The sequence below is a fragment of the Saccharospirillum sp. ABV4_185 genome (assembly GCF_056159245.1).
In genome coordinates, this window is the sequence record NZ_JBSWUW010000001.1 from 3,016,635 (window position 1) to 3,040,857 (window position 24,223).

A 24,223-nucleotide genomic window follows, 5' to 3' on the forward strand; every position below is an offset into this window, starting at 1 on the left:
TCTTCAGTGTAATAAGACCAATCAGTGCGTCAGGTTCAAATGCAACCGTTTCGCGGCGATCAGGGTATTTTCCATTAAGGTGGCAACGGTCATGGGGCCGACGCCACCGGGAACCGGAGTGATCCAGGCGGCGCGTTCAGCGGCTGCAGCGAATTGCAGGTCACCTGACAGCTTGCCGTCTTCGAGTCGGCTGATACCGACGTCAATAGCAATGGCGCCTTCACGAATCCATTCGCCTGGAATAAAGCCGGGTTTGCCGACGGCGGCAACCAGGATGTCGGCGCGACGCACATGGCTTTCCAGGTTTTCAGTGAAGCGGTGCGCGGAGGTGACGGTACAGCCAGCCAGCAGCAGTTCGAGCATCATCGGCCGTCCGACGTGGTTGGAGGCGCCGATGACCACCGCTTCTTTGCCACGTAGCGGGACGCCGGTTTCGCGCAATAACGTCATAATGCCCTTGGGCGTACAGCTTTCCAGCATCGGGCGGCGCTGCATCAGTCGACCGGCATTAAAAGGATGGAAGCCATCAACATCTTTGTCCGGACGGATGCGCTCGACGATGGTGTCGGCATTAATATGTTCCGGCAGTGGCAGTTGCACCAGAATGCCATCGATTGAGGCGTCTTCGTTGAGATCGTCAATCAGCGCGATTAGTTCGCTTTCGCGCGTTGAGCTGGGCAGGTCATGGCTGACGGACTTGAAGCCAACCTCTTCACAGGCGCGACGCTTGCTGCCTACATAGACTTGGGAGGCTGGGTCAGCGCCGACTAAAATAACCGCCAAGCCGGGCGGGCGAATACCTTGTTCGGTCAGATCCGAGACTTCTGCGGCGATGCGAGCACGAAGATTGGCGGCAACGGCTTTGCCGTCCAGTAGCTGAGCTGGCATTCAAGGCTCCAAAGAGGGTTTGGCGAATTTTCTCATGGTGCTGGTGACCGGGCAAGCTAAGTTGAGGGCAGGGAAGCGCTATCGTCTTGTTTTTGCTGAATTTTTCATAGAAAAGATTTGACGACCCCGGTGGGCATGGGTACTATGCGCCGCACGTTGACGGGACGTCTTGTTCGGAGCATAGCGCAGTTTGGTAGCGCATCTGGTTTGGGACCAGAGGGTCGGGGGTTCGAATCCCTCTGCTCCGACCAATTTCAGCGGTTTCGTCCTGGTGAGCGAGGCAACCGAATCCGGGCTCGGGTCGGTTAATTAAGCGCCCGTAGCTCAACCGGATAGAGCACTCGCCTTCTAAGCGAGTGGTTGCGGGTTCAAGTCCTGCCGGGCGTGCCAGTTTCGTGACAACGTATTTGTGGTGGGCGTAGCTCAGTTGGTAGAGCCCTGGATTGTGATTCCAGTCGTCGTGGGTTCGAGTCCCATCGTCCACCCCACCTTCTTCTTAAAAGAGCCGCTTGTCGGCTCTTTTTGTATGTGTTCGGGGTGCGTCAACCGGGGTGCTCCACCGCGCCGGGCTTGATTCGGGTCCGGTCTGTCCCTACATTAACGGCCCCCTAAATTATTAGCGTTAAAAGCAAGAGGAAACCTCATGCAAGTCTCTGTCGAAGCGACTGGCGGCCTGGAACGCCGTGTGACCGTTGGCGTACCAGCCAGCGAAGTCGATGGTGCCGTGGATCAGAAGCTTAAGGAAACCGCGCGTCGCGTTCGTATCGACGGTTTCCGCCCTGGTAAGGTACCGGTCTCTGTTGTTAAACAGCGTTTTGGCGACGGTATCCGCGCTGAAGTGCTGCAGGACGTTGTGCAGCAGAACTACGCCAAAGCCATTACCGAAGAGAAGTTGACGCCGGCGGGTATGCCGAGCATCGAATTCACCCGCGACAAAGCCGGTGAAGACGTTGAATTCGTAGCTACCTTCGAAGTCTTTCCTGAAGTAAAGCTGGCTGAAATCAGCGGCTACAGCTTCGACAAGCCGACGGCTGAAGTGACTGACGCTGATATCGATAAGATGATCGATAACCTGCGCCAGCAAAAAGCCGAATATAAGCCGGTTGAGCGTGCGGCTCAGAAGGGTGATCAGGTTAAGATTGATTTCGTCGGCAAGGTCGATGGCGAAGCATTCGAAGGCGGCAGCGCCTCGGGCCAGACTCTGGTGTTGGGCTCAGGCCAGATGATTCCTGGTTTTGAAGACGGCATCGAGGGCATCAAGATTGGTGAAACCAAGGCCGTTGAAGTGACTTTCCCGGAAGCATATGGCAACGCTGAACTGGCGGGTAAGCCGGCGGTATTCGATATCACCGTCAATGAAGTTGCGGAGCCGGAGTTGCCGGAACTGGACGAAGCTTTCTTCCAGGCTTTCGGCAGTCAGCATACAGACGTTGATGGCTTCAGGACTGAAGTGCGCGCCAATATGGAGCGCGAAGCACGCAATGCGTTGCAGTCCAAGTTGAAGACGACGGTCATCGACAAGCTGCTTGAAGATAATGACTTGGATGTTCCTACCGCGCTGGTCGACGATGAGATCGGTCGTTTGCAGCAGCAGGCGGTTCAGCAGTTCGGTGGTGGTGCGCAAATGGATCCGTCCAGCCTGCCGAAAGAACTGTTCCAGGATCAGGCTGAGCGTCGCGTGAAAATCGGTCTGCTGATGAATGAGCTGATCGAAAGCGCCGAGCTGAAGCCGGAAGAGGCTGAAGTGCGTGCTTATGTTGAAGATCAGGCTGCTGTTTATCAGGATCCGCAGCAGGTCATCGACTATTACTACAGCAATGCGGAATTGATGAACCAAGTCCGCGCTATGGTTGTTGAAAACGCTGCAATCGACTATATCCTCAGTAAATCCAAGGTGAACGAGTCCACCATCGGATATGAGGATGCCGTCAAGTCAAATGGTGCGGAGCAAGGCTGACCGATCTGGTCAGGGTTGAACCGCTCGAATTAGACCGCAATGAAAGTTGGCGCTTCCCGGAGGTGCCAACTTTTTTGTTATTTAGGAGTCGCTTGAATGTCACACTTTGCTGCGGACGGGTCTGCGCCCGATATCATGAACGCCAGCGGTCTTGTCCCTATGGTCGTGGAGCAATCCTCGCGCGGAGAGCGGGCCTATGACATCTATTCCCGTCTGCTGAAGGAAAATGTCATCTTTTTGGTTGGCCCGGTCGAAGACCACATGGCTAACCTGATTATCGCTCAGTTGCTGTTCCTGGAGAGCGAAAACCCGGACAAGGATATCAATCTCTACATCAACTCCCCGGGTGGTTCGGTAACAGCGGGCATGGCCATCTACGACACCATGCAGTTCATCAAGCCTGACGTATCCACCATGTGTATTGGTCAGGCCGCCAGCATGGGTGCGTTGCTGCTGGCCGGCGGTGCTAAAGGCAAACGTCTGGCACTGCCTAACTCGCGCGTCATGATTCACCAGCCGTTGGGTGGTTATCAGGGCCAGGCGTCGGACATCGAAATTCATGCCCGTGAAATCATCGAGATGAAGCAGAAGTTGAACGAGATTCTGGCCCATCACACCGGTCAGCCTTTGGACGTGATTGAGCGTGATACCGACCGGGACAACTTTATGAAAGCCGATGATGCCGTCGAGTATGGCCTGATTGACCAGGTATTGAGCTCGCGCAGCACCGACTAAGAACGGTGTTCGGGTTTAAAAGTAATGGTAAATCAACAGGTTACGTCAGGTCGCTTAGGGCGTAAATCTGCCGACAAAAAACTTGCAATTGGCCCAATGTGGTTTCATCTTTAAATGAGCCACATGGGTATCAGGTATGGAGTAGTTGAATGGCCGACGATAGAACCGGAAAAGGCGAAGACGGAAAGCTGCTGTATTGTTCCTTTTGCGGGAAAAGCCAGCACGAAGTCCGCAAGCTGATTGCCGGGCCATCGGTATTCATTTGCGATGAATGCGTCGATTTGTGCAACGACATCATCCGGGAAGAGCTGCAAGACAGCGGCCCCAAAGATGAAAGCAGTCGTTTGCCAACACCGGCGGAAATTCGTGAAACGCTGGATGAATACGTGATTGGGCAGTCGCGTGCCAAGATGGTGCTGTCAGTGGCCGTCTATAACCACTACAAGCGACTGCAGTATGGCGACAGCAATGACGATGTTGAGTTAAGCAAATCCAACATTTTGCTGATCGGACCGACCGGTAGTGGTAAAACCCTGCTGGCGGAAACGCTGGCGCGTATGCTGAATGTACCATTCACCATTGCTGACGCTACCACTTTGACCGAAGCCGGTTATGTCGGTGAAGACGTTGAGAACATCATTCAGAAGCTGCTGCAGAAGTGTGATTACGACGTCGATAAGGCCCAGCGCGGTATTGTTTACATCGATGAAATCGACAAGATTTCGCGCAAGTCAGACAACCCGTCGATAACGCGTGACGTTTCCGGTGAGGGTGTGCAGCAGGCGCTGTTGAAACTGATCGAAGGTACGGTTGCCTCGGTACCACCGCAAGGTGGCCGTAAGCATCCCCAGCAGGAATTCCTGCAGGTGGATACCGGCAATATTCTGTTTATCTGCGGTGGCGCTTTTGCCGGCCTGGATAAGATCATTCGTGATCGTTCCGAGAAAGGCGGTATCGGTTTTAATGCAGCGGTTAAAAGCAAAGACAAAGGCCGCAAGTTGGGCGATACCATTGCCGAAGTCGAACCGGAAGATCTGGTTAAGTATGGGCTGATTCCTGAGTTCATTGGTCGTCTGCCGGTGGTCGCGACACTGACTGAACTGGATGAAGATGCGCTGATCCAAATCCTGACCGAGCCAAAGAACTCACTGGTGCGTCAATATCAGAAGTTGTTTGATATGGAATCGGTTGAACTCGACTTCCGCATGAGTGCACTGAAGGCCGTTGCCAATAAGGCAATGGAGCGTAAGACGGGAGCGCGTGGTTTGCGTTCCATTCTGGAGAACGTCTTGCTGGATACCATGTATCGCATACCTTCAGAGCCTGGTGTGACCAAAGTAGTTATCGAAGAAAGCGTCATTCGAGGCGAATCCGAACCTTTGTTGATCTACGAAAATCAGGACAATCAAAAGACGGCCAGTGGCCAGTCCGATTGAGCCTTCGGCAATAACGGGCCCGGCGGCCCGTTTTTCTTTTCCGGTGCTTGATTTAGTCAGCCCGCGCCGCCATTAACACAGCCAATAATCCAACGGTTTCCGAGGTTTCATGAGTATGGAGCGTTCCGACTCCCCAAACGGCGACCCCATCGTACTGCCGCTGCTGCCGCTGCGGGATGTGGTTGTCTATCCGCACATGGTGATACCGCTTTTTGTTGGGCGGGAAAAATCCATTGCGGCCCTGCAAGCGGCCATGGACGACGGCAAAAAAATCTTACTGGTTGCCCAGCGTAATGCGTCTGATGACGACCCGAATAAGAGCGATCTTTATGAAGTAGGGACGCTGGCCACAGTCTTACAGTTGTTGCGCTTGCCCGATGGCACTGTGAAAGTGTTGGTGGAAGGTGTTGATCGCGTTGCTATCGATGAATTGATCGATGGTGAAGATTATCTGCGTGGTCACGCGTCCATGATGGACGGCGCTGTCCTGAGCGAACGTGAAAGCGAATCCCTGATTCGGATTCTGATGTCGCAGTTCGACAAGTACGTTCAGCTCAGTAAAAAAGTTCCGTCGGAAGTTATTACCTCGCTCAACAGTATTGAAGAGCCCGGACGTCTGGCTGACACCATTGCTGCACACCTGTCGTTGAAAATCGATGAAAAACAACAGGTGCTGGAACTGGCCGGAGATCGTGAGCGCATTGAACATTTGTTGTCTGTATTGGAGACAGAAATCGATCTGCTTCAAGTGGAAAAGCGCATCCGCGGTCGTGTTAAAAAGCAGATGGAAAAATCCCAACGCGAGTACTATCTGAATGAGCAAATGAAGGCCATTCAAAAAGAGCTGGGTGATCTTGATGAGGCGAATCCGAACGAAGTCGAAGAATTGGAAAACCGCATTGATAATGCGGGCATGCCCAAAGACGCTAAAGAAAAAGCCAAAGCAGAATTGAGTAAGCTGAAGATGATGTCGCCGATGTCGGCTGAAGCTTCAGTGGTGCGTAATTATCTGGACTGGATGGTTAATGTTCCCTGGTCCAAGCGCTCGCGTGTCCGTCATGATTTGAATCGAGCCAAGGAAGTACTGGAAGAAGATCACTACGGCCTCGAAGAAGTCAAAGAGCGCATTCTTGAATACCTGGCAGTACAGCAGCGGGTCAAGAAAGTTAAAGGGCCAGTGTTGTGTCTGGTCGGGCCTCCGGGTGTTGGTAAAACGTCACTGGGTCAGTCCATTGCTCGTGCGACAAATCGTAAGTTTGTTCGTATGGCTTTGGGCGGTGTTCGTGATGAGTCTGAGATGCGTGGCCATCGCCGGACTTACATTGGTTCCATGCCTGGTAAAATTATCCAGAAGCTGAGCAAGGTTGCGGTGCGCAATCCGCTGTTCTTGCTGGATGAAATCGACAAGATGGGTATGGACCATCGTGGTGATCCAGCCTCTGCCTTGTTGGAAATTCTCGATCCGGAGCAGAACCATACTTTTAACGATCATTATCTGGAGGTTGATTACGACCTGTCGGATACGATGTTCGTTTGTACTGCCAATTCGATGAACATTCCCGGTCCTTTGCTCGACCGTATGGAAGTGATTCGTTTGCCGGGATACACCGAAGACGAAAAGATCAACATTGCCGAACGTTATTTGCTGCCTAAGCAATTAAAGGCCAATGGCTTGAAAGAAAACGAGCTGGTGTTGCCAACCGAGACGATTCGCGACCTGATCCGTTACTATTCCCGCGAGGCCGGTGTCCGTAGTCTTGAGCGGGAGATCGCCAAGATCTGTCGCAAGGTGGTCAAGAATAACGTTATGGATAAGGCTGCTGAATCGACCACCATTGGTCCCAATGAATTGGAAGACTACTCCGGTGTTCGCAAGTTCAAGTTTGGCTTGGCCGATAAGGATAACCAGATTGGTATGGTCACTGGTCTGGCCTGGACGTCGGTGGGCGGTGAGTTGCTGAACCTTGAAGCGACAGCTGTACCAGGTAAGGGACGTACTGTTCAGACAGGGTCCTTAGGCGATGTGATGAAAGAATCCATCCAGGCAGCTTTGACCGTGGTAAGATCTCGCGCTCAGAGTCTGGGTATCATGCCAACCTTTAGCGAGAACCGGGATTTACATATCCATGTTCCTGAAGGTGCCACTCCTAAAGATGGCCCTTCAGCGGGTATTGGTATGGCGACCGCTTTGGTATCGGTATTGACTCGAATTCCTGTGCGTGCCGATGTGGCCATGACCGGTGAAATCACGCTCCGAGGTCAGGTGTTACCCATTGGCGGCTTGAAAGAAAAGCTGTTGGCGGCGCGCCGTGGTGGGATTAAGACGGTTATAATCCCCCAGGAAAATGTGCGTGATTTAAAGGAAATTCCCGACAATATTAAGAACGATCTCGACATTCGGCCGGTTGAATGGATTGATGAAGTGTTGAATGTGGCGTTGGAGCGCAGTCCGACCGCCTTGACTGATGAGGAAGTCGAAGCCGAAATGGCTAAGGCTCGCTCTGAGAGGCAGGCCACATCTAGCCTCAGCACCCATTAGAACTGCTTGACAGTCGAAAAATGAGGCTGGTATAAAGTGTTTTCGACTCGTCTCGAAGCACAGGCTGAATAATAAACAAAACAGGTGCGGAAACCTCATTATCCGGGACCGCGGTCGTCTATTGTACTCTGGCCATTTACCAAGGACGTGAGATCCGCATCTCACAACGAAGTTAAAAGGGGAAAAGTGTGAATAAGTCTGAATTGATTGATGCTGTAGCAGCAGCAGCTGACATTCCTAAAGCGGCAGCTGGTCGGGCATTGGATGCTATGATCGACTCCGTTACCGACACTCTGAAAAAGGGTGACCAAGTGGTTTTGGTTGGTTTTGGTACTTTTGGTGTTAAAGAGCGCGCTGCGCGCACTGGCCGTAACCCGCAAACGGGTCAGCCGATTGAAATCAAAGCGGCCAAGGTTCCGAATTTCAAAGCCGGCAAGGCACTGAAAGACGCCGTCAACTGATTGAAGTGATTCGGGACCAAAGTTCTGGTCCCGGTTCAGTATCACCAACAGCGTATCAGGCCTGATGCGCTTTTTTTTTATCTGCACAATCTCCTGAACAAGGGGTAGGACGCTCAATGCTCCAGTCTTTTAGAAACGCAGCCCGGGGACCCGTTGGCAAAACCATCGTCGCTGTAATCGTGGTTGCCTTTGTGTTTTTCGGCGCCGAATCGATTGTCGGCATTACCAATAATGCGGATCCGGTGGAAGTGAATGGACAAGGAATCAGTGCCAATCAGGTGCAGCGCCAGATTCGACTGCGCCAGGAACAACTGATACAGCAGTTGGGTGAAAATGCGACGCCCGAAATATTAAATGCTGGTTTTGTTCGTCAGTCCGTCGTTAACGACATTATCAATCAAGAATTACAACGGCAGGCGGCGGATGAGCTTGGATTCCGTGTTTCCAGCGAACAAGTCAGTCGCGATATTTTGTCAGTGCCGTCATTTCAGATAAATGGTCAGTTTGACGAGACCACTTATCGCCGGTTAATTGCGCAGAATGGTTTTACACCGAACACCTTCCGCGAACAGCAAACTACGCAACTGCGTATGACCCAGATGCAAGCTGGATTGGTGTCATCGGCGTTCGCTCTCGACAGCGAAGTGAATCGTCTGGCCCAGTTGCAAAATCAACAACGTCTGGTCGCGGTTAAGAGTTTCAGCGCCCAGGATTACACCGATGATGTCAGCGTGAGCGAAGGTGACATTCAGTCATACTACGACGCTAACAGCGATGAATTCCTCAGTCCTGAGCGCGTTAAAGTTCGTTATGTGCGTTTGAGTCAGGCTGCATTTGAAGATGATGTCGTGGTGACTGATGCCGACCTGCAAGACGCTTATGACAGTTATGTAACGGCCCAGGAAAATGATACCCGCCGTGAGATTGGTCATATTCTCTTTGCTGGCGGTGATGACAATCTGGCGGATGCCGAAGCGGCCCTGGCGCGCCTGAATCAGGGCGAATCGTTTGAATCTTTGGCGGCTGAATTGTCTGATGATCCTATCAGCGCTCAGGATGGTGGCTATTTGGGCGAGTTGGCGGAAGGCGTTTATGACGAGGCCTTCTATCAGGCGGCACAGAACCTGACTGAGGTCGGACAGGTCTCGGCACCTGTCGAGACCGACTTTGGCGTTCACTTGATTCAATTGGCGGACTACAGCGCCGCTGAAGTTGAACCCCTGGACCAGGTCCGTGACCAACTGACACAGCAGATTCGTCAGCGCAAAGCAGCGGATGAGTTTGTGTTGGTCGAGAACCAGTTGGCCGATGAGGCCTTCCAGGCCGATGATATTGCTACGGTAGCGGACGTTTTCGATGTTGACGTTCAGACCAGCGATTGGATCAATCGTAGCTCCCAGAGTGGCATTGCCGCTGAAGCTCGCTTTAGATCCGCTGCGTTTACGCCTCTGGTGATTGATGATGGTCGCATCAGCGATGTCGTTCGGTTGAGTAACGGCGATCTGGCCGTTATGCAGCGTGAAGACTACGCAGCTGAGCAGGTTCAGCCTTTGGCTGAGGTCTCTGAGCAGATTGAATCCATTTTGATTAACGAAAAAGCTCAGCAAAGGGCAGAAGAAGTTGCTGCTGCTGAGTTGGCTGATCTACGTTCCGAAGGCGCTCTGGGTGATGACTGGCCACAACCTCAATTGGTCGGACGCGAAAACACCGATCTGCCGAGTGGCGCTGCTGCCTTTAGCTTCACACTGCCTAAGCCTGAAGCTGGGGGCTTGACGGCGCAGATGCGTGAAACTCAGAACCGCATTGATGTAATTGCTGTCCTGGGTGTCGAAGAGCCACAGGTCGACATGAATCAGCAAGAGCAATTGGCAGGTGAACTGGCCAGCGAAAATGGTCAGTTGGACTACCAAAGCTTCTTCAACGGATTACGTGTTAGCGCCGATGTGGAACTTCGTGGTATCGCCAGTCAGCGCTGATCGATAAAGTAGCAACGAAAAGCCGCGTCAGCGGCTTTTTTTATGGGTTCTGATAAACTGCGGGCAGTTCAACAGGAGGTCGCTTAGATGGCCCAACAGACCGACCGGTTACAACAGTTGCTCAATGAGAATGCCTTGGATGAAGAGGCATTTGCTTATTGTCTGGGTATCGAGCCCGACCAGGCGGCCGCCATCTGTAATGGCCGCAGAAAACTGACCGCAACCCTGGCGCGTCAGATTGAGCAGACATTCAGCAAGCCCGCCTATTGGTTGGAGACGGATGCTGCGCAGCAGGGTCCCAGTTATGACCTCTTCGGTGCCGATTCATGACGCCGGCCGTTCAGCAGAAACTGGCTGATATACGCCTGGTGGCCTTTGATGTCGACGGTGTGCTGACCGATGGTCGACTCTATTACGGTGCTGAGGGCGAGGTGCTGAAGGTGTTCCACGTCCGCGACGGCGTCGGTATGAAGCTGCTGGCGGACCACAATGTTGCTGTGGCGGTTATTTCAGCCAAAGACAGCCCCATGCTTGCACGTCGAATGAGTGATCTGGGCGTTCAACACTATTTTCCCGGTACATCCGATAAGCAACAGTGTTTGCTGGAACTGTGCCAAAGACTGGCCATTCCTGAACAGCAGGCGGCTTTCGTCGGGGACGATATGGTGGATTTGAAGGCGATGGCGGTGTGTGGTCTGGGGATAGCGCCGGCCGATGCTTATCCGGTGGTGCGCGACCAGGCCGATATGGTACTCACGAGCCGAGGAGGCGAAGGGGTGGCCCGAGAGGTCGCCGATCTGATCCTGACCGCTCAGGACCAATACCAACAAGCATACTCCGCCGCCGCCTCCCCGGTATTCGAGCGCAAGCGTTAGCCGGTTACCAGCTCAGGGAAGCTCTTAACAACCTCATCAATGGCCTTCATTTGCTCCAGGAACGGTTTCAGCTTGTTCAGTGGCAAAGCGCTGGGGCCGTCGCACTTGGCGTTGTCCGGATCGGGATGCGTCTCCAGGAACAGACCCGCAATGCGCTGAGCCATGCCGGCGCGGGCCAGGTCAGTTACCTGAGCGCGTCGGCCATCGGCTGAATCCAAGCGTCCACCGGGTTTTTGCAAGGCATGAGTAACGTCGAAAATCACCGGGAAGCCGGTTTGTTTCATGATGCCGAAGCCGAGCATATCGACGACCAGGTTGTTGTACCCAAAGCTGGTGCCGCGTTCGCACAAAATCAGCTTGTCGTTACCAGCTTCCTGGAATTTGTTCAAAATATGAGCCATTTCATGAGGCGCCAGGAACTGGGCTTTTTTGATATTGATGACCGCGCCGGTTTTAGCCATGGCAGCCACTAAATCCGTTTGCCGAGACAAAAACGCCGGTAGTTGGATGACATCGGCAACCTCAGCAGCCGGAGCCGCCTGGAAGGGTTCATGAACATCGGTGATTACCGGCACCTTGAACGTCTGCTTGATCTCCTCCAGAATCTTCAGCCCTTCATCCAGACCCGGACCGCGATAGCTGCCAATGGAGCTGCGGTTGGCCTTATCGAAACTGGCCTTGAAGACATAAGGAATGCCCAGTTGGCCGGTGGCTTCAACAAAGCGCTCAGCCACGGTCATGGCAAGATCCCGACTTTCCAGGACGTTCATGCCACCGAAGAGAGAAAAGGGTTGGTCGTTACCGACCTGGATGTTCTGTATTGAAACCTGACGTTGTTGCATGATGGCCTTCCTTCAAATTAGAGGGCGATTGTAGCCGTCTACCCCGAGAAGCTAAACCAGCCGATGCTATCTGACGAACTCAAAGAATCCATCCAAACGGCCTACAGCCGTTATCTGGCCGCGCGTGAATTGAAACCGCGCAGCGGGCAGAAACAGATGTTGGCGCAGATCGCCCGCACTCTGGCATCGGTTGAAACCTCGGCGGACGGTCTGCGTCAGGGGCGCGCGCCGATCGCTGTGATAGAAGCGGGCACTGGAACCGGCAAAACCATCGGCTATGCGCTCAGCGCCATTCCCATGGCTCAGCATCACAATAAAAAGCTGATCATCGCCACTGCTACCGTCGCCTTGCAGGAACAGGTGGTGCAGAAAGACATTCCGGACCTGCTCGAACACAGCGGTTTGAGCTTTAACGCCGTTCTCGCTAAAGGTCGGGGGCGTTATCTCTGTCTGCAGCGTTTGGAGCAGTCGATTCAGTTGCAAGAAGGTGCGGTTACAGCGCTGGCATTGTTTGAAGAAGCCATGACCGCCGACGAAGCCGTACTCAGTCTCTACAATGAGATGCTCGATAAATTCGGACGTGGCGACTGGAATGGCGATCGCGATCAGTGGCCGGATCGATTGGATGACGAGCAATGGCGTGGCGTGACTTCAACGCACCGCGAGTGTTTGAACCGGCGTTGCCCGCATTTCCAAAACTGTCCGTTTTTTGAAGCACGCAAAGAACTGGATGAAGCCGATGTCATCATCGCCAATCACGATCTGGTGATGGCCGACCTGGCTTTGGGCGGCGGCGCCATCCTGCCGGCGCCCGCCGAGAGCATCTATGTCTTCGATGAAGGCCATCATTTACCCGATAAAGGCTTATCTCACTTCGCCAGCCAGTTGCCGGTCAAAAATACGCTTAACCAGTTCGAGAATTGGCGCAAGCAATTGCCCAAGTTGCGTTTGGAGCTCGCTTACGGCGATACCGAAGAGCGCTTGCTGGACGCGTTGAACACGGCCTTGGGCGATGCGCATTCGGCGTTGACCGATGCCTGGGGCGCAATGAGCCCCATCCGTGGCCGCTTGGATGGTCATCAGGCAACCCTGGCGGTACAGGACGCCGATTGGCTGGCTCAGACCCAGTCGATTCTGGCACCGCTTGAGCAGCCCTTTACGTTGCTGCAATCGAGCTTGCTGCAACTGGACGAGCAGGTGCGTAAGCGTCTGTCGGCGACCAATGATCTGGATGAGAAGAGCCGTCTGGAGCAGAGTTTGCCAGTGGTCGGACGCTGGCTGAGTCGGGCCGAGCCGGCACGCGATCTGGTGCTGGCCTGGCGTCAACAGGATGCAGCAGAGGCTCCGCCTATGGCGCGCTGGTTCGAGAATATCGATCGCCCGGAATACGACGACCTGGTGTTAAACGCCAGCCCGGTGTCGGCGCAGTCGATCCTGCGTCAGCATATCTGGAATCGCTGCTTTGCCAGTGTGGTGACCTCGGCCACCCTGACCATCGCCGGTGATTTTCAGCGTTACGCCATCCAGGCCGGCTTGCCGGACGGCACCGATTATTTGCGCTTGGGCAGCCCTTTTGATTATCGCTCACGGGTACTGGCTCGGGTGCCGGCTTTGGCCTGTGATGGTGGCTTACGCGATCCCCACACCCAGGCCATGATCGAAGCCATTCCGGCCTACCTGCCGACGGAAACCGGCAATCTGGTGTTGTTCTCCTCACGCAAGCAAATGCAGGAGGTGTATCGCGGTTTACCGGAAGACTGGCAGGAGCGGGTGACGCTGCAGGATGATCTGCCCAAAAATGCCTTGATCCAGCACCATCGCCAACGCTTGGAAGACGGCTTGGGTTCGACGCTCTTTGGTCTGGCCAGTTTGGCCGAAGGGGTGGATCTGCCCGGTAACTACCTGACCCATCTAATGATCGCCAAGCTGCCGTTCGCTACACCGGACGATCCCATCTTGTCGACGCTGTCGCTGTGGTTAGAGCAGCGCGGTTCCAATCCGTTTCAACAAGTCAGTTTGCCGACGGCGATCATTCGTCTGGTGCAGGCGTGTGGTCGGTTGATTCGCAATGAAAATGATACTGGCACGCTCTGGTTTATGGATCGTCGTCTGATCGATAAACGCTACGGCGCCCTGGTGCGTCAGTCGTTGCCGGATTACAACTGGCAGGTCGACTGATCAGTCGACCTCTGCGTTGGCCCGGTCCAAAGTGTTAACCGGGATCTGCATGGTAATGCAATGCAGGCTGCCACCTTGCTCAATCAGCGCGCGACAATCGATGCCTACCACACGACGGTCTGGAAAGGCTTCGCTTAGGCGTTCGATGGCCAGGCCGTCCTGGACGACACCATAGGTTGGCATCAGCACCAGTTGGTTGGTGATCAGAAAGTTGGCGTAGCTGGCGGCCAGCCGTTCACCGTCTTCGTGGTACTGAGCATCGGGCCAGGGCAGGGCAATAAGTCGATAAGGCTCACCGCTAAGGGTGCGCAGCTGGCGCAGCTCTTCGGCCATGGCTTGAAGGTCAGCGTAGTGTTCATCTTCCGCTTGATCACAGCTTTGATAAACCAGGGTGCCGTTTGGCGCGAAGCGCGCCAGCGTATCGATATGTGCATCGGTATCATCGCCGGCCAAATGGCCATGCTTCAGCCAGAAAATACGTCCGGGGTTCAATCCCAGCCACTGCGTTAGCCGCGCTCCATAGCTGCTTCGATCGCTGTTGTCGGCATTGCGGTTGGCATTGAGCAGGCAGCGCTCCGTGGTCAATAAGCTGCCTTCGTCATCGACTTCGATACTGCCGCCTTCCAACTCGGACATGACGTCTTCCATGCCGACTTCGGCGCGGAAGATCCCCTGATCGTACATGGCACGATTCAGCGCATCGTCCTTATCCGCGGGAAACTTTCCGCCCCAGCCGTTAAAAATAAAGTTGCGGAGATAACGACCGGATTCCCCCTGTACCAGGGTGAGCGGGCCATGATCGCGCGCCCAGGTATCGTTACTGTCGACAAAGACAAACTGACAGTGCGCCTGGTTGATGCCTTCCTTTTCGAACAGAGCCTTGAGGCGTTCCGGGTCCACGCTGGCGTGTAATTGGATCAAAACATCCTGAGAATGACTGATGGCACCGATCAGGTCGAGATACACGCTTTCGACGTCGGCCAGCTTGTCAGCCCAGTCGGATTCGGGATGTGGCCAGGTGATCAGAATGGCATCCTGAGGGAACCATTCCGGGGGCAGGTGCAGCAGGTCACGCATCAACAAGACTTCGCTGTGAAAAGGGCCGCACAGTATAGCGAAAAGCGGACAACGGGCGCGAATTTAACCTGGATCGCGGTTTTGTGCCTGCACCTTGAACATGTGGCGGGTCAGCGCCTGCCGTTGGTTTTCCGGTAACTCGACGAACGCCAGCTCGACTTGGCTACCGCCGTTTGCTGCCGGCTGGGCACTGCTGACCCGAGCCCGGCAAAACAACGACAGATAACTGGGTGGAAAGATGATCGCCAGCGCCAGTTCCTGATTGACTTGGATGTCGTTCGGCAGCACGCCTCGAACGCCAGCCTCACCAATATTGATCGTCTGTGCATCCAATTGATGTTCATGCACATCGTGGATATGCAGGTAACGCGACATCAGGTTGAGTTTGTCGTTAAACAGACCCAGCAGCTTACGGGTGGCGGCATCTTTAACGCGATCTAAAAACTCCAGAAGCTGCAGGTCGACATTCTCAAATTCTTTGAGCACAGCGATCTGATGCAGCTGTGGAAAGTAATCGGCAATGGCGGGTTTGTCGGGATTGAAGGGCGCTGCCACCAGATAGGCAGTGTCGTCGATACGGAAGTACTGTTGTTCGTCGGCCATTGAGGTCACCCTGTCATGAAAACGCAAAGCCATTATTGGTTCGAACAGTGTAGCTAAATTCGGCTTGGCAGGCCCACAGGCCAGTGGTTTAATGCCGGCCATGCTGAATAATATCCCCTTCCTGGTCGGGCTGCGTTATTTACGCGCACGCCGACGCAATCACTTTATTTCCTTCATTTCTGGTGTCTCCATGGTGGGACTGACACTGGGCGTGATGGTGTTGATTATTGTGCTGTCGGTTATGAACGGCTTTGATCGGGAGTTGCGCACCCGCATTCTCGGTATGGTGCCGCATGCGACGGTGTCACAACCCAACGGCCTGTCAGACTGGCCGGCGGTTGCCAGTCGTTTATCGCAGCATCCGCACGTGGAAGGCGTCAGCCCCTATACCGAAACGCAGGCTATGTTGGTTGGCCCGAATCAGACTAAGGGCGTGGCCGTCAGCGGCGTTGAGCCGGCCACTTTAAAGCAGGTCTCCATTCTGCCGGATCATCTGACTTCCGGTTCATTGGCGGCGTTGCAAGAAGGGCAGTTTGGCATTTTTCTCGGCGATATTCTGGCGCGTCAGTTGGGCGTAAATCTGGGTGATAAAGTCACCATGATGGTGCCGGAAGTGACCGTCAATCTGGCCGGCGTCACGCCGCGTTTCAAGCGTTTTGAGGTGGTCGGTACCTTCGCCGTCGGCGCTGAGCTGGATGCCAATCTGGCGGTGGTGCAGATGAATGATCTGGGGCGCCTGCTGCGTTATGACGATCGCGTCGATGGTGTACATCTGAAGGTCGATGATCTGTTCCAGGCACGGCAAATTGCCATCGAGGCTGGCCGTAATCTAGAAGGGCGTTATCTGGTCAGCGACTGGACGCGGACCCAGGGCAACTTGTTCCAGGCGATCCAGCTGGAAAAACGCATGGTGGGATTGCTGCTCTTTATGATCGTTGCCGTGGCGGTGTTTAACATCGTTTCGTCGCTGGTGATGATGGTCACCGATAAACAAGGTGAGATCGCGATTCTTCGCACGCTGGGCGCACGCTCCGGCCAGATCATGGGCATCTTTATGGTGCAGGGCACGGCGATCGGTTTGATCGGTATTGCTCTGGGGGTGATTCTCGGGGTGCTCGGCGCCTGGTCGGTGGCGGACATCATTGCCTGGGTCGAGAACACCTTCCACATCCAGTTCCTCAATGCTGAGGTGTATTTCATCAGCTATATCCCGTCTGAATTGAAGTGGAGCGATGTTCGTTTGATCGCCTCAGCATCTTTCATCATCAGTGTGCTGGCGACCATTTATCCGGCCTGGCGGGCATCACGAATTTCACCGGCGGAGGCGTTGCGCTATGAATCCTGAAGTATTGAGTTGTCGTCAGGTTTCGCGGCGTTTCCAACTGGGTCCGCAAACGGTCGAAGTGCTGCACGAGATCGACTTTCAGGTGCAACCGGCGGAACTGGTCAGCATCGTCGGCAGCAGTGGTTCCGGTAAAACCACCTTGCTGAATTTGTTGGCCGGTCTGGACTCGCCATCTGATGGCGAAGTGTCTATGGCCGGCTACACCTTGAACAGTCTGAATGACCGCGCCCGCGCTAAGCTGCGCAACGAACACATGGGTTTTGTGTTTCAGTTCCACCATTTGTTACCGGAATTTTCAGCGCTGGAAAATGTGGTGCTGCCGCAGATTATCGGTGGCCAGTACGATCGCGAATCCGACCAGCGTGCGGCCGATTTGCTCGACCGGGTGGGTTTGGGCGATCGCGCTAACCATCGGCCAGCGGAGTTATCTGGCGGGGAACGTCAGCGCGTCGCCATAGCGCGCGCGTTGATTAACAACCCCAGAGTGGTGCTGATGGATGAGCCCACCGGTAACCTCGACGACACAACTTCCGAGCAGGTGCATGAGTTGATTCTGGACTTGAACCGCCAGTCCGATGCCAGCTTTGTGATCGTCACTCACAATCAGGAGTGGGCGCGTCAGATGCCACGCTGCCTGACCTTGAAGCGCGGTCGCATTACCAGCTGACGCTTTTTTTGCACTGACCCAGACTCCGTGATAGCTATGATGCTGTCGTGCAGCTAACGCTGTTCAGGAAGGCATCGAATGATCAATGGATTGATCGGTCTGGCGTTGCTGTGCCTGACCATTCCTTATCTCTGGTTTCAGTGGGGCCTTGTGGCCTCAGCGCTCCCGCTCTTGGCGATTCCCTTGGCTGGCTATCGGCAGCGGTGGCTGGTGGCCATCTGGCTATTGATGGCACTGTCGCTGATTTTTCGGCTGGAAGCTGAAGCCAAGCATATTCTGCCCGCTCAGTGGCAACATCAAACCGCCGAACTGCAGTTTTGTCTGTCGCAACCACCTCAGGTGTTCGACCGTTACCAGCGATTCAGCGCCCGGATAAATGAGCAACCGACGGCATTATCACTGCGCAAGGTCCGTTTGACGGCACAATCGTCCATCCATATTGCCGCCGGCGACTGCCTGAAAGCCGAGGTGCGCTTGCGCCAGCCGGTAGGACAGTTGATTCCGGGCAACTTCAACGTCACCCGCTACTACTTCAGCGAACGTCTGGATGCGCTGGGCACTCTGGTTGAGGTGTTTGACCAAGAGGCCAGACCCAGCCCGGTGGTGCGGCTTTATCGACGGGCCGAAACTCAATTCGATGATGCTTGGGTAAAAGCGGTTTGGGCTGCTTTAGCGTTGGGCTGGTCATCGTCTATGGACACCGAACTGGCCGATTTGTTTGAGCAAAATCAGATCAAACATCTGATGGTGGTCAGCGGTATGCACATCGCTATGGTCGCTGCCTGGGCGTTGTTGCTGGCTCGCTTGTTTCATCGACTGCCAGGCCCCTGGCGCGGTCGTCTGCCGATGTTAAGGCTAATGACGGTGGTCACCCTCTGCGGACTTTTTGTGGCTTTAACCGGCTTCGGTTTCCCGGCGTTACGTGCCTGGCTGATGTTGTTGGCGCCTTTGCTGGCGATGATGTTTGGCGCCCGGCTCAGCGCTCACCAGGCTTTGGCATTGGCGGCTGTGGCCATTACCTTGGTTCGGCCGCAGGCCTGGTTGAGCACTGGTTCCTGGCTTAGCTTTGGCTTGGTCTGGGTGATGATTCGGCTGTATCAACGCTGGCGCAGTGAGCCTATTCCTGCCTGGCGGCTCGCGATTCGTTTCCAGGGCATGCTGTCGTTACTCAGCCTGCCGATGGCGGCCTTGCTGGGTTTTCAGTGGCATCCGCTGTCGCTGCTAATCAATCTGTTGGTCATTCCTTTGGTGACCTTGCTGATCTTGCCCTGGAGTCTGCTGATACTGATCTGGCCTGACTTGGCTGCTCTGGGGTATCAGCCACTGGTCGCCACTGTCATTCAGTGGCTCGGTTGGGTGGCTCGCTGGCACCAGCAGTCGCCGGCCTGGCATTTGGCCGATATTGCCTTACTCGGCGCTCTGATCTGGTTGGCGTTGAGTCATTGGTTGGACCCTAATCAGCGCTGGTTGGTCATGCCGCTGGTATTGGTGCCTCTGCTTTGGCCCGTTCGCGCCACATCGATTGACGAATTTCGCTTAACCGCGCTCGATGTAGGGCACGGTCTGGCGCTGGTTCTGGAATGGCCCGACCAAAGTTGGCTGTACGACACGGCCGGGCAGTGGAGTGATGGCACCGCTATCGCAGAGGCGCGGTTGGCTGACTGGTTCCAGCGCCACAGACTTGATGTCGAGGGTATTGTCATCAGTCATTCGGATATCGATCACGCTGGCGGTGCACGTTGGGCTGTCGAGCGGTGGCCTCGTGCGCGACGCCTCAGTGGCGAGCCGAAAACGGTAGCGAAGCTGAGCGAGCACGGCGGCTGGCTGAATTGTCACCAGTTGGACGTCGACGGATTGCCGTTGCAGCTGATACCGATTCCGGCCGAGTTGCGTAGCAATGACAATGATCGTTCCTGTGTGGCCGTGATTGAAACCTCAGCGGGACGCTTGTTGTTGACCGGTGACGCCAGCCGGCGGCTGGAATACTGGCTGCTGCAGTCACACCCTGAACTGTTCCCGCTGTCATTGATCGTGTTGGGCCATCATGGCAGTCGTACTTCGAGCGCGCCGGGTTTTCTCGACGCCAGTCCGGATGCTTTGTTGGTGGTCAGTGCCGGCGACCGTTCCCGGCCTCGTTGGCCTAACCCTGATTTGCTGGCTTATGCGCAGCGTAACAACCGCCTGCTGCTCAATACCGCCACGCGCGGCACTCTGGCGTTATCGGTCCAGGGCGGCCATTGGCAGGTTCGTGATTGGCGCTCAGCCTTTCGACGGCGTTTTATACAGCGCTGATTAGCATTGTCTGCGCTTGATTCCGTTTGCCTTTGGCTGTGTTAAATTACGCGCCTGAAGAAAGGAGACCTCTCAGTGTTTGAAATTGTCAAAGCGGGCGGCTGGTTGATGGCGCCCATCCTGCTGTGTTCAATCATCGCCATCGCCATCATCATCGAACGCTACTGGGCACTGCGCCACAGCAAAGTGATTCCCAAGGATCAGCTGCCTCAGGTCTGGCACTGGATCAAAAGTCATGAACTGGATTCGACTAAACTGAAAGAGTTGAAAAATAGTTCACTGTTCGGATATGTCCTCTCTGCGGGTTTAACGGCTTCCAAACATGGTCGCGAAGCCATGAAAGACAGCCTCCAGGAAGCTGGCAGCCATGTAGCACACGAGATGGAAAAATTTCTCAGCACCTTGGGCACCATCGCAGCCATTGCGCCCTTGCTGGGTTTGCTTGGAACCGTTGTCGGCATGATTGACGTCTTCACCGCCATCATGGTGCAAGGCAGTGGGGATACTGCTGTGCTGGCCGGCGGCATTTCCCAGGCGCTGATTACTACGGCTACTGGCCTGACCGTCGCGATACCGGCGTTGATCTTCCACCGTGCCCTGACGCGTCGGGTTGATGAACTGCTGGTGTCGATGGAGCAGGACAGCACCAAGCTGGTCGAGGCGTTGCACGCCGAGACCGGTGCCAACAGCTAAGGAGCTGCTGATGCGATTTCGCCGCAGTCGACGTGAAGAGGTCCAGGTTAATCTGACGCCCTTGATTGATGTCGTCTTTCTGTTGCTGATTTTCTTTATGGTCTCGACCACCTTTACCCGCGAAACCCAGCTGGAAATCGATCTGCCCGAAAGCACTAGCCAGCAGGCGGCCGCAGAGGGGCCTTCGCTGGAGATCATGGTGGATGCACAAGGCCGTTATGCGGTTAACAATCAGCCGCTGTTGCGTCATGACGCCGATACCCTGAAACAAGCGTTGGCCGAACTCGCGGGTAACCGCCGTGACCAGACGGTGGTTATCACCGGCGATGCCCAGGCGCCACATCAGGCGATGATCTATGCCCTGGATGCCGTTGGCCAACTGGGCTTCACCAAAGTCAGCTACACCACGCGCCTGCCGGTTTCGCCTTGAATCCGGCTAAGGCAGCACTCTGATTATGCGTTTTTGGTACCAGAACACGACAAGCTGGCGGGCTCGGCTGCTTACTCCGTTTACCTGGTTGATGGCGAGTATCGTCGGTTACCGCCTTAAGCGCCGTCATGGCGGTCAATATGGGGCGCCGGTCCTGGTGGTTGGCAACCTGGCAGTGGGCGGTACGGGGAAGTCACCGGCTATTCAGGTGTTGGTGCGTCATCTCCAGGCTCAGGGCTTAAAGTGCGGCGTCATCTCCCGCGGTTATGGCGGCAAGGCGCCGAGCTATCCCTGGTTGGTTAATCGTGACAATTCGGCAGAGGTGTGCGGCGATGAACCGCTGTTGCTGGCGCGCAGTCTCGATTGCCCAGTGGTGGTCGATCCGGATCGTGACCAGGCAGCGCGGTTTTTGATCGCACAGCATCAGCCTGACGTTGTGATCAGTGACGATGGCTTGCAGCATTACCGTCTGGGTCGCAATTTTGAGCTGGTGATGATCGATGGCCGTCGCGGTTTTGGTAATGGCCGCTTATTGCCCGCTGGGCCTTTGCGTGAACCGGTCAGCCGGCTGACACTGGTAGACTGGGTGGTGGCTCGGGAGCAACAACCGGCTGGCATTACCACCGATGCGGTGCTGACCCTGAACCCTGAGCCACCGACCAACAAGGATGGCCAGATACTGGCGCCGGGTACCGAAGTCGATGCCTGCGCTGGAATTGGTCATCCGGAGGCGTTTTTTCAGCAGTTGAATGACCTTGGCTATTCAATCAAACAACGCTGGACACCCGGCGATCATCAGCCGTTACCCCGCGAAGCGCTGGCCAGCCGCGAACGGCCGATGATAATAACCGAAAAAGACGCCATTAAATTGCCCGAGCCATTGCCGGAGCACTGCTATGTCGTGCGCCTGCAGCCAGCGTTACCTGACGAATTACTGAGCACTATCGAACAGGCACTTAGGAAGGCTTTGCAATGACACACCTGATCATGATTCCCGCCCGTTTCGGCTCCAGCCGTCTGCCGGGCAAACCGCTGTTGGATTTGGCCGGCAAGCCGATGGTGGTACGTGTGGTGGAGGCGGCTCAACGCGCTGGTTTTGAGCGTTGCGTGGTCGCCACAGACGATCAGCGTATTCGTGATGCCGTCACCCAAGCAGGCTATGACGCTGTTATGACGCGCGCCGAACATCCGTCCGGTACCGATCGATTACAGGAAGCGGCCGATCAGTTAGGACTGGCGCCGGACGACATCGTCGTCAACCTCCAAGGCGACGAACCGCTGATGCCCGGCGACAACCTGCGTCAAGTCGTCGCCTTGTTGGAAGCGGCACCGGATGCTGCCGTCGCCACCCTGTATGAACCGCTGCCGATTGCTGATGCGGCTAATCCCAACGCCGTAAAGCTGGTCCAGGACCGGGCAGGGCGGGTGCTGTATTTCAGTCGTGCGCCGATTCCCTGGGACCGGGATCAACAAGCCAGCGCTGAGCGTTCTCCCTATAAGCGCCATATCGGTCTCTATGCCTACCGCAAGCGGGCGCTGGATGCCTTTGTCACCTGGCCGGAAAGTCCCTTGGAACAGTTGGAGAAGCTGGAGCAATTGCGTTTTATGAGCGAAGGCTATGGCATCGTCGCTGCTCAAGCGGTGGCCAGTGTACCGGCCGGTGTGGACACTCAGGAAGATCTGGATGCCGTGCGCGCCGTCTTTAGCCGGGGAGAGGGATCATGAGTGATACCAGCGTACTGTTCGTCTGTCTGGGCAACATCTGCCGCTCGCCGACCGCTCAGGGCGTCTTTGAACACTTGCTGGCCGAGTCGGCTGTGGCCGGTAAGGTGGCGGTGGATTCTGCCGGTACTGCGGCCTACCACCTGGGTAAAGCGCCCGATACACGCGCCACGGCCGTTGCCCGCCAGCGCGGTTATCGGTTAGAGGATTTACGGGCTCGCCAGGTCAGCGTGGATGATTTCTACCGCTTCGACTGGATACTGGCGATGGACGCTCAGAACCTGACCGATCTGCAAGCGATCCGTCCAACTGACGGTCGCGCTCAGTTGGGACTCTTTTTAGAGCAGCTTGAGCAACCCTCAGTGCGCGAAGTCCCAGATCCTTACTACGGTGGAGACGAAGGGTTTGAGCAAGTCTTGGACCTCTGTGAGACCGCCAGTCGGGCCTTGTTGCGTCGTCTGGAGGCGCAACTGTGACCCTGCAATGCGATGCCGATTTATTAGCGCTGAACACGCTGGGCATTCCCTCTCGAGCGGACGCTCTGGTCCAGATAGACAGCGACGATCAGATTCCAACCTGGGTTGACTGGGCTCGCCAACGAAAGCTGCCAGTCCGAGTACTGGGTGGCGGCAGTAATCTGTTGCTGGATTCACGCGTCGATGGACTGATCATCGCGATGCGGTCCCAAGGCCGGCGGGTCGTCGGTAGTGATGATCAAGGCCGTACCTTATGGCGCCTGGCAGCTGGCGAGAACTGGCATCAGTCGGTGGTCGCCAGTATTGATAGTGGCTTGAATGGTTTGGAAAACCTGGCGTTGATTCCCGGTTCGGTTGGCGCGGCGCCCATTCAGAACATTGGCGCCTATGGCGTTGAGGTTGGCGAGCTCATACATGAGCTGGAAGCCTATGATTGTCAAAAACAGCAATGGGTGCGCTTTAACGCCGACCAGTGTGAATTTGGCTACCGCGACAGCCGCTTTAAACGTGAGGAAAACCGCTACATCGTGACGTCGGTGACTCTGGCGTTGTCGTCGATCTTTAGCCCGAAATTGAGTTACGGCCCGTTGCAGGCGCTGGCAGAGCAAGAGGCATTGAATGCCCGAATGGTCATGGAGGCGGTGATTGCCCAACGTCAGTCCAAGCTGCCCGACCCACAGTCGATTCCAAACGCCGGCAGTTTTTTTAAAAACCCGGAAGTTGATAGCGAGACGTTTCAAGCGCTGAAAACGCAGTGGCCGGAACTGGTGGCTTATCCGGCGGGTGATCGCTGGAAACTGGCCGCAGGCTGGATGATCGATCAATGTGGTTTGAAAGGGCGGGCGAATCAGGCCGGCGTTGGCTGTTACGCCAAGCAGGCGCTGGTGCTGATTAATCCTGAACACGCCGATTACAGTCAGGTAGCTGACTGGCAACAGCAAGTGCAGCAGGCAGTGGCCGAGCGTTTTGGCGTTCTGTTGGAGCGCGAGCCTCGGTACTGGGGACCACAAGGGAACGGACACTACTAAATA

At 55.3% G+C, this 24,223-nt stretch carries 22 protein-coding genes and 3 tRNA genes; 21 read left to right on the top strand and 4 right to left on the bottom strand.

Annotated features, from left to right (window positions below):
- Positions 1-21: 21 nt before the first annotated feature.
- A complete protein-coding gene (folD, locus tag ACXAE6_RS14355; RefSeq protein ID WP_392801329.1) occupies positions 22-888 on the bottom strand; it encodes a bifunctional methylenetetrahydrofolate dehydrogenase/methenyltetrahydrofolate cyclohydrolase FolD in 867 nt (288 codons plus the stop codon).
- 174 nt (positions 889-1,062) lie between these two features.
- Between folD and ACXAE6_RS14360 the strand changes: the two genes are divergently transcribed.
- From ACXAE6_RS14360 to ACXAE6_RS14410, 11 genes are all read left to right on the top strand, one after another.
- A tRNA-Pro gene (locus ACXAE6_RS14360) sits at positions 1,063-1,139 on the top strand.
- A 62-nt stretch (positions 1,140-1,201) separates the two neighbouring features.
- Positions 1,202-1,278 (top strand) — tRNA-Arg (locus tag ACXAE6_RS14365).
- Between the two features lie 22 nt (positions 1,279-1,300).
- Positions 1,301-1,376, top strand: a tRNA-His gene (locus ACXAE6_RS14370).
- A 155-nt stretch (positions 1,377-1,531) separates the two neighbouring features.
- On the top strand, positions 1,532-2,845 hold the full coding sequence (gene tig, locus ACXAE6_RS14375) for a trigger factor (protein WP_475149699.1): 1,314 nt from the start codon (positions 1,532-1,534) through the stop codon (positions 2,843-2,845).
- A 96-nt stretch (positions 2,846-2,941) separates the two neighbouring features.
- Positions 2,942-3,580: an ATP-dependent Clp endopeptidase proteolytic subunit ClpP gene (gene clpP / locus ACXAE6_RS14380; protein WP_108165334.1), complete on the top strand. Its 639-nt coding sequence runs from the start codon at positions 2,942-2,944 to the stop codon at positions 3,578-3,580.
- Positions 3,581-3,729: 149 nt separating this feature from the next.
- On the top strand, positions 3,730-5,016 hold the full coding sequence (gene clpX, locus ACXAE6_RS14385) for an ATP-dependent Clp protease ATP-binding subunit ClpX (protein ID WP_392801323.1): 1,287 nt from the start codon (positions 3,730-3,732) through the stop codon (positions 5,014-5,016).
- Positions 5,017-5,125: 109 nt separating this feature from the next.
- The gene (gene lon / locus ACXAE6_RS14390) at positions 5,126-7,555 is read left to right on the top strand and encodes an endopeptidase La (RefSeq protein WP_475149703.1); all 2,430 of its coding nucleotides are present in this window, start codon (positions 5,126-5,128) and stop codon (positions 7,553-7,555) included.
- Positions 7,556-7,743: 188 nt separating this feature from the next.
- Positions 7,744-8,016, top strand: coding sequence for an HU family DNA-binding protein (locus tag ACXAE6_RS14395; RefSeq protein ID WP_108127673.1), 273 nt, complete (start codon positions 7,744-7,746; stop codon positions 8,014-8,016).
- 116 nt (positions 8,017-8,132) lie between these two features.
- Entirely contained in the window at positions 8,133-9,992 is a 1,860-nt protein-coding gene (locus tag ACXAE6_RS14400; protein WP_475149707.1) for a SurA N-terminal domain-containing protein, read from the top strand.
- 87 nt (positions 9,993-10,079) lie between these two features.
- Entirely contained in the window at positions 10,080-10,322 is a 243-nt protein-coding gene (locus tag ACXAE6_RS14405; RefSeq protein WP_475149709.1) for a hypothetical protein, read from the top strand.
- Positions 10,319-10,867: a KdsC family phosphatase gene (locus tag ACXAE6_RS14410; protein WP_475149711.1), complete on the top strand. Its 549-nt coding sequence runs from the start codon at positions 10,319-10,321 to the stop codon at positions 10,865-10,867. Before ACXAE6_RS14405 ends, ACXAE6_RS14410 begins: the two co-directional genes overlap by 4 nt.
- Here ACXAE6_RS14410 and kdsA read toward each other — a convergent pair.
- A complete protein-coding gene (kdsA, locus tag ACXAE6_RS14415) occupies positions 10,864-11,709 on the bottom strand; it encodes a 3-deoxy-8-phosphooctulonate synthase (protein WP_475149715.1) in 846 nt (281 codons plus the stop codon). The genes ACXAE6_RS14410 and kdsA overlap by 4 nt on opposite strands.
- A gap of 63 nt (positions 11,710-11,772) precedes the next feature.
- On the opposite strand from kdsA, the gene dinG reads away from it, so the two are divergent.
- Positions 11,773-13,887, top strand: a complete 2,115-nt coding sequence (gene dinG / locus ACXAE6_RS14420; protein WP_475149720.1) for an ATP-dependent DNA helicase DinG — start codon at positions 11,773-11,775, stop codon at positions 13,885-13,887.
- Here dinG and ACXAE6_RS14425 read toward each other — a convergent pair whose 3' ends face one another.
- Positions 13,888-14,964: an agmatine deiminase family protein gene (locus ACXAE6_RS14425; protein WP_475149725.1), complete on the bottom strand. Its 1,077-nt coding sequence runs from the start codon at positions 14,962-14,964 to the stop codon at positions 13,888-13,890.
- Between the two features lie 63 nt (positions 14,965-15,027).
- Positions 15,028-15,567 carry a PilZ domain-containing protein gene (locus tag ACXAE6_RS14430; protein WP_475149729.1) on the bottom strand — a complete coding sequence of 180 codons (540 nt, stop codon included), beginning with the start codon at positions 15,565-15,567 and terminating at the stop codon, positions 15,028-15,030.
- 100 nt (positions 15,568-15,667) lie between these two features.
- On the opposite strand from ACXAE6_RS14430, the gene ACXAE6_RS14435 reads away from it, so the two are divergent.
- The 9 genes from ACXAE6_RS14435 to murB all read left to right on the top strand — a co-directional run bounded on the left by ACXAE6_RS14435 (position 15,668) and on the right by murB (position 24,220).
- A complete protein-coding gene (locus ACXAE6_RS14435; RefSeq protein ID WP_475149735.1) occupies positions 15,668-16,912 on the top strand; it encodes a lipoprotein-releasing ABC transporter permease subunit in 1,245 nt (414 codons plus the stop codon).
- On the top strand, positions 16,902-17,579 hold the full coding sequence (lolD, locus tag ACXAE6_RS14440) for a lipoprotein-releasing ABC transporter ATP-binding protein LolD (RefSeq protein ID WP_475149738.1): 678 nt from the start codon (positions 16,902-16,904) through the stop codon (positions 17,577-17,579). The genes ACXAE6_RS14435 and lolD overlap by 11 nt, the downstream gene beginning before the upstream one ends.
- A gap of 78 nt (positions 17,580-17,657) precedes the next feature.
- Entirely contained in the window at positions 17,658-19,871 is a 2,214-nt protein-coding gene (locus ACXAE6_RS14445) for a DNA internalization-related competence protein ComEC/Rec2 (protein WP_475149743.1), read from the top strand.
- A gap of 75 nt (positions 19,872-19,946) precedes the next feature.
- The gene (locus ACXAE6_RS14450; protein ID WP_475149746.1) at positions 19,947-20,564 is read left to right on the top strand and encodes a MotA/TolQ/ExbB proton channel family protein; all 618 of its coding nucleotides are present in this window, start codon (positions 19,947-19,949) and stop codon (positions 20,562-20,564) included.
- A 10-nt stretch (positions 20,565-20,574) separates the two neighbouring features.
- Positions 20,575-20,994 carry an ExbD/TolR family protein gene (locus tag ACXAE6_RS14455; RefSeq protein ID WP_475149749.1) on the top strand — a complete coding sequence of 140 codons (420 nt, stop codon included), beginning with the start codon at positions 20,575-20,577 and terminating at the stop codon, positions 20,992-20,994.
- Between the two features lie 25 nt (positions 20,995-21,019).
- Positions 21,020-21,970 carry a tetraacyldisaccharide 4'-kinase gene (lpxK, locus tag ACXAE6_RS14460; protein ID WP_475149752.1) on the top strand — a complete coding sequence of 317 codons (951 nt, stop codon included), beginning with the start codon at positions 21,020-21,022 and terminating at the stop codon, positions 21,968-21,970.
- Positions 21,967-22,719, top strand: a complete 753-nt coding sequence (gene kdsB, locus ACXAE6_RS14465; RefSeq protein WP_475149754.1) for a 3-deoxy-manno-octulosonate cytidylyltransferase — start codon at positions 21,967-21,969, stop codon at positions 22,717-22,719. The genes lpxK and kdsB overlap by 4 nt, the downstream gene beginning before the upstream one ends.
- Positions 22,716-23,192: a low molecular weight protein-tyrosine-phosphatase gene (locus ACXAE6_RS14470; RefSeq protein WP_475149756.1), complete on the top strand. Its 477-nt coding sequence runs from the start codon at positions 22,716-22,718 to the stop codon at positions 23,190-23,192. Before kdsB ends, ACXAE6_RS14470 begins: the two co-directional genes overlap by 4 nt.
- The gene (gene murB / locus ACXAE6_RS14475; RefSeq protein WP_475149759.1) at positions 23,189-24,220 is read left to right on the top strand and encodes a UDP-N-acetylmuramate dehydrogenase; all 1,032 of its coding nucleotides are present in this window, start codon (positions 23,189-23,191) and stop codon (positions 24,218-24,220) included. The genes ACXAE6_RS14470 and murB overlap by 4 nt, the downstream gene beginning before the upstream one ends.
- Positions 24,221-24,223: the final 3 nt, after the last annotated feature.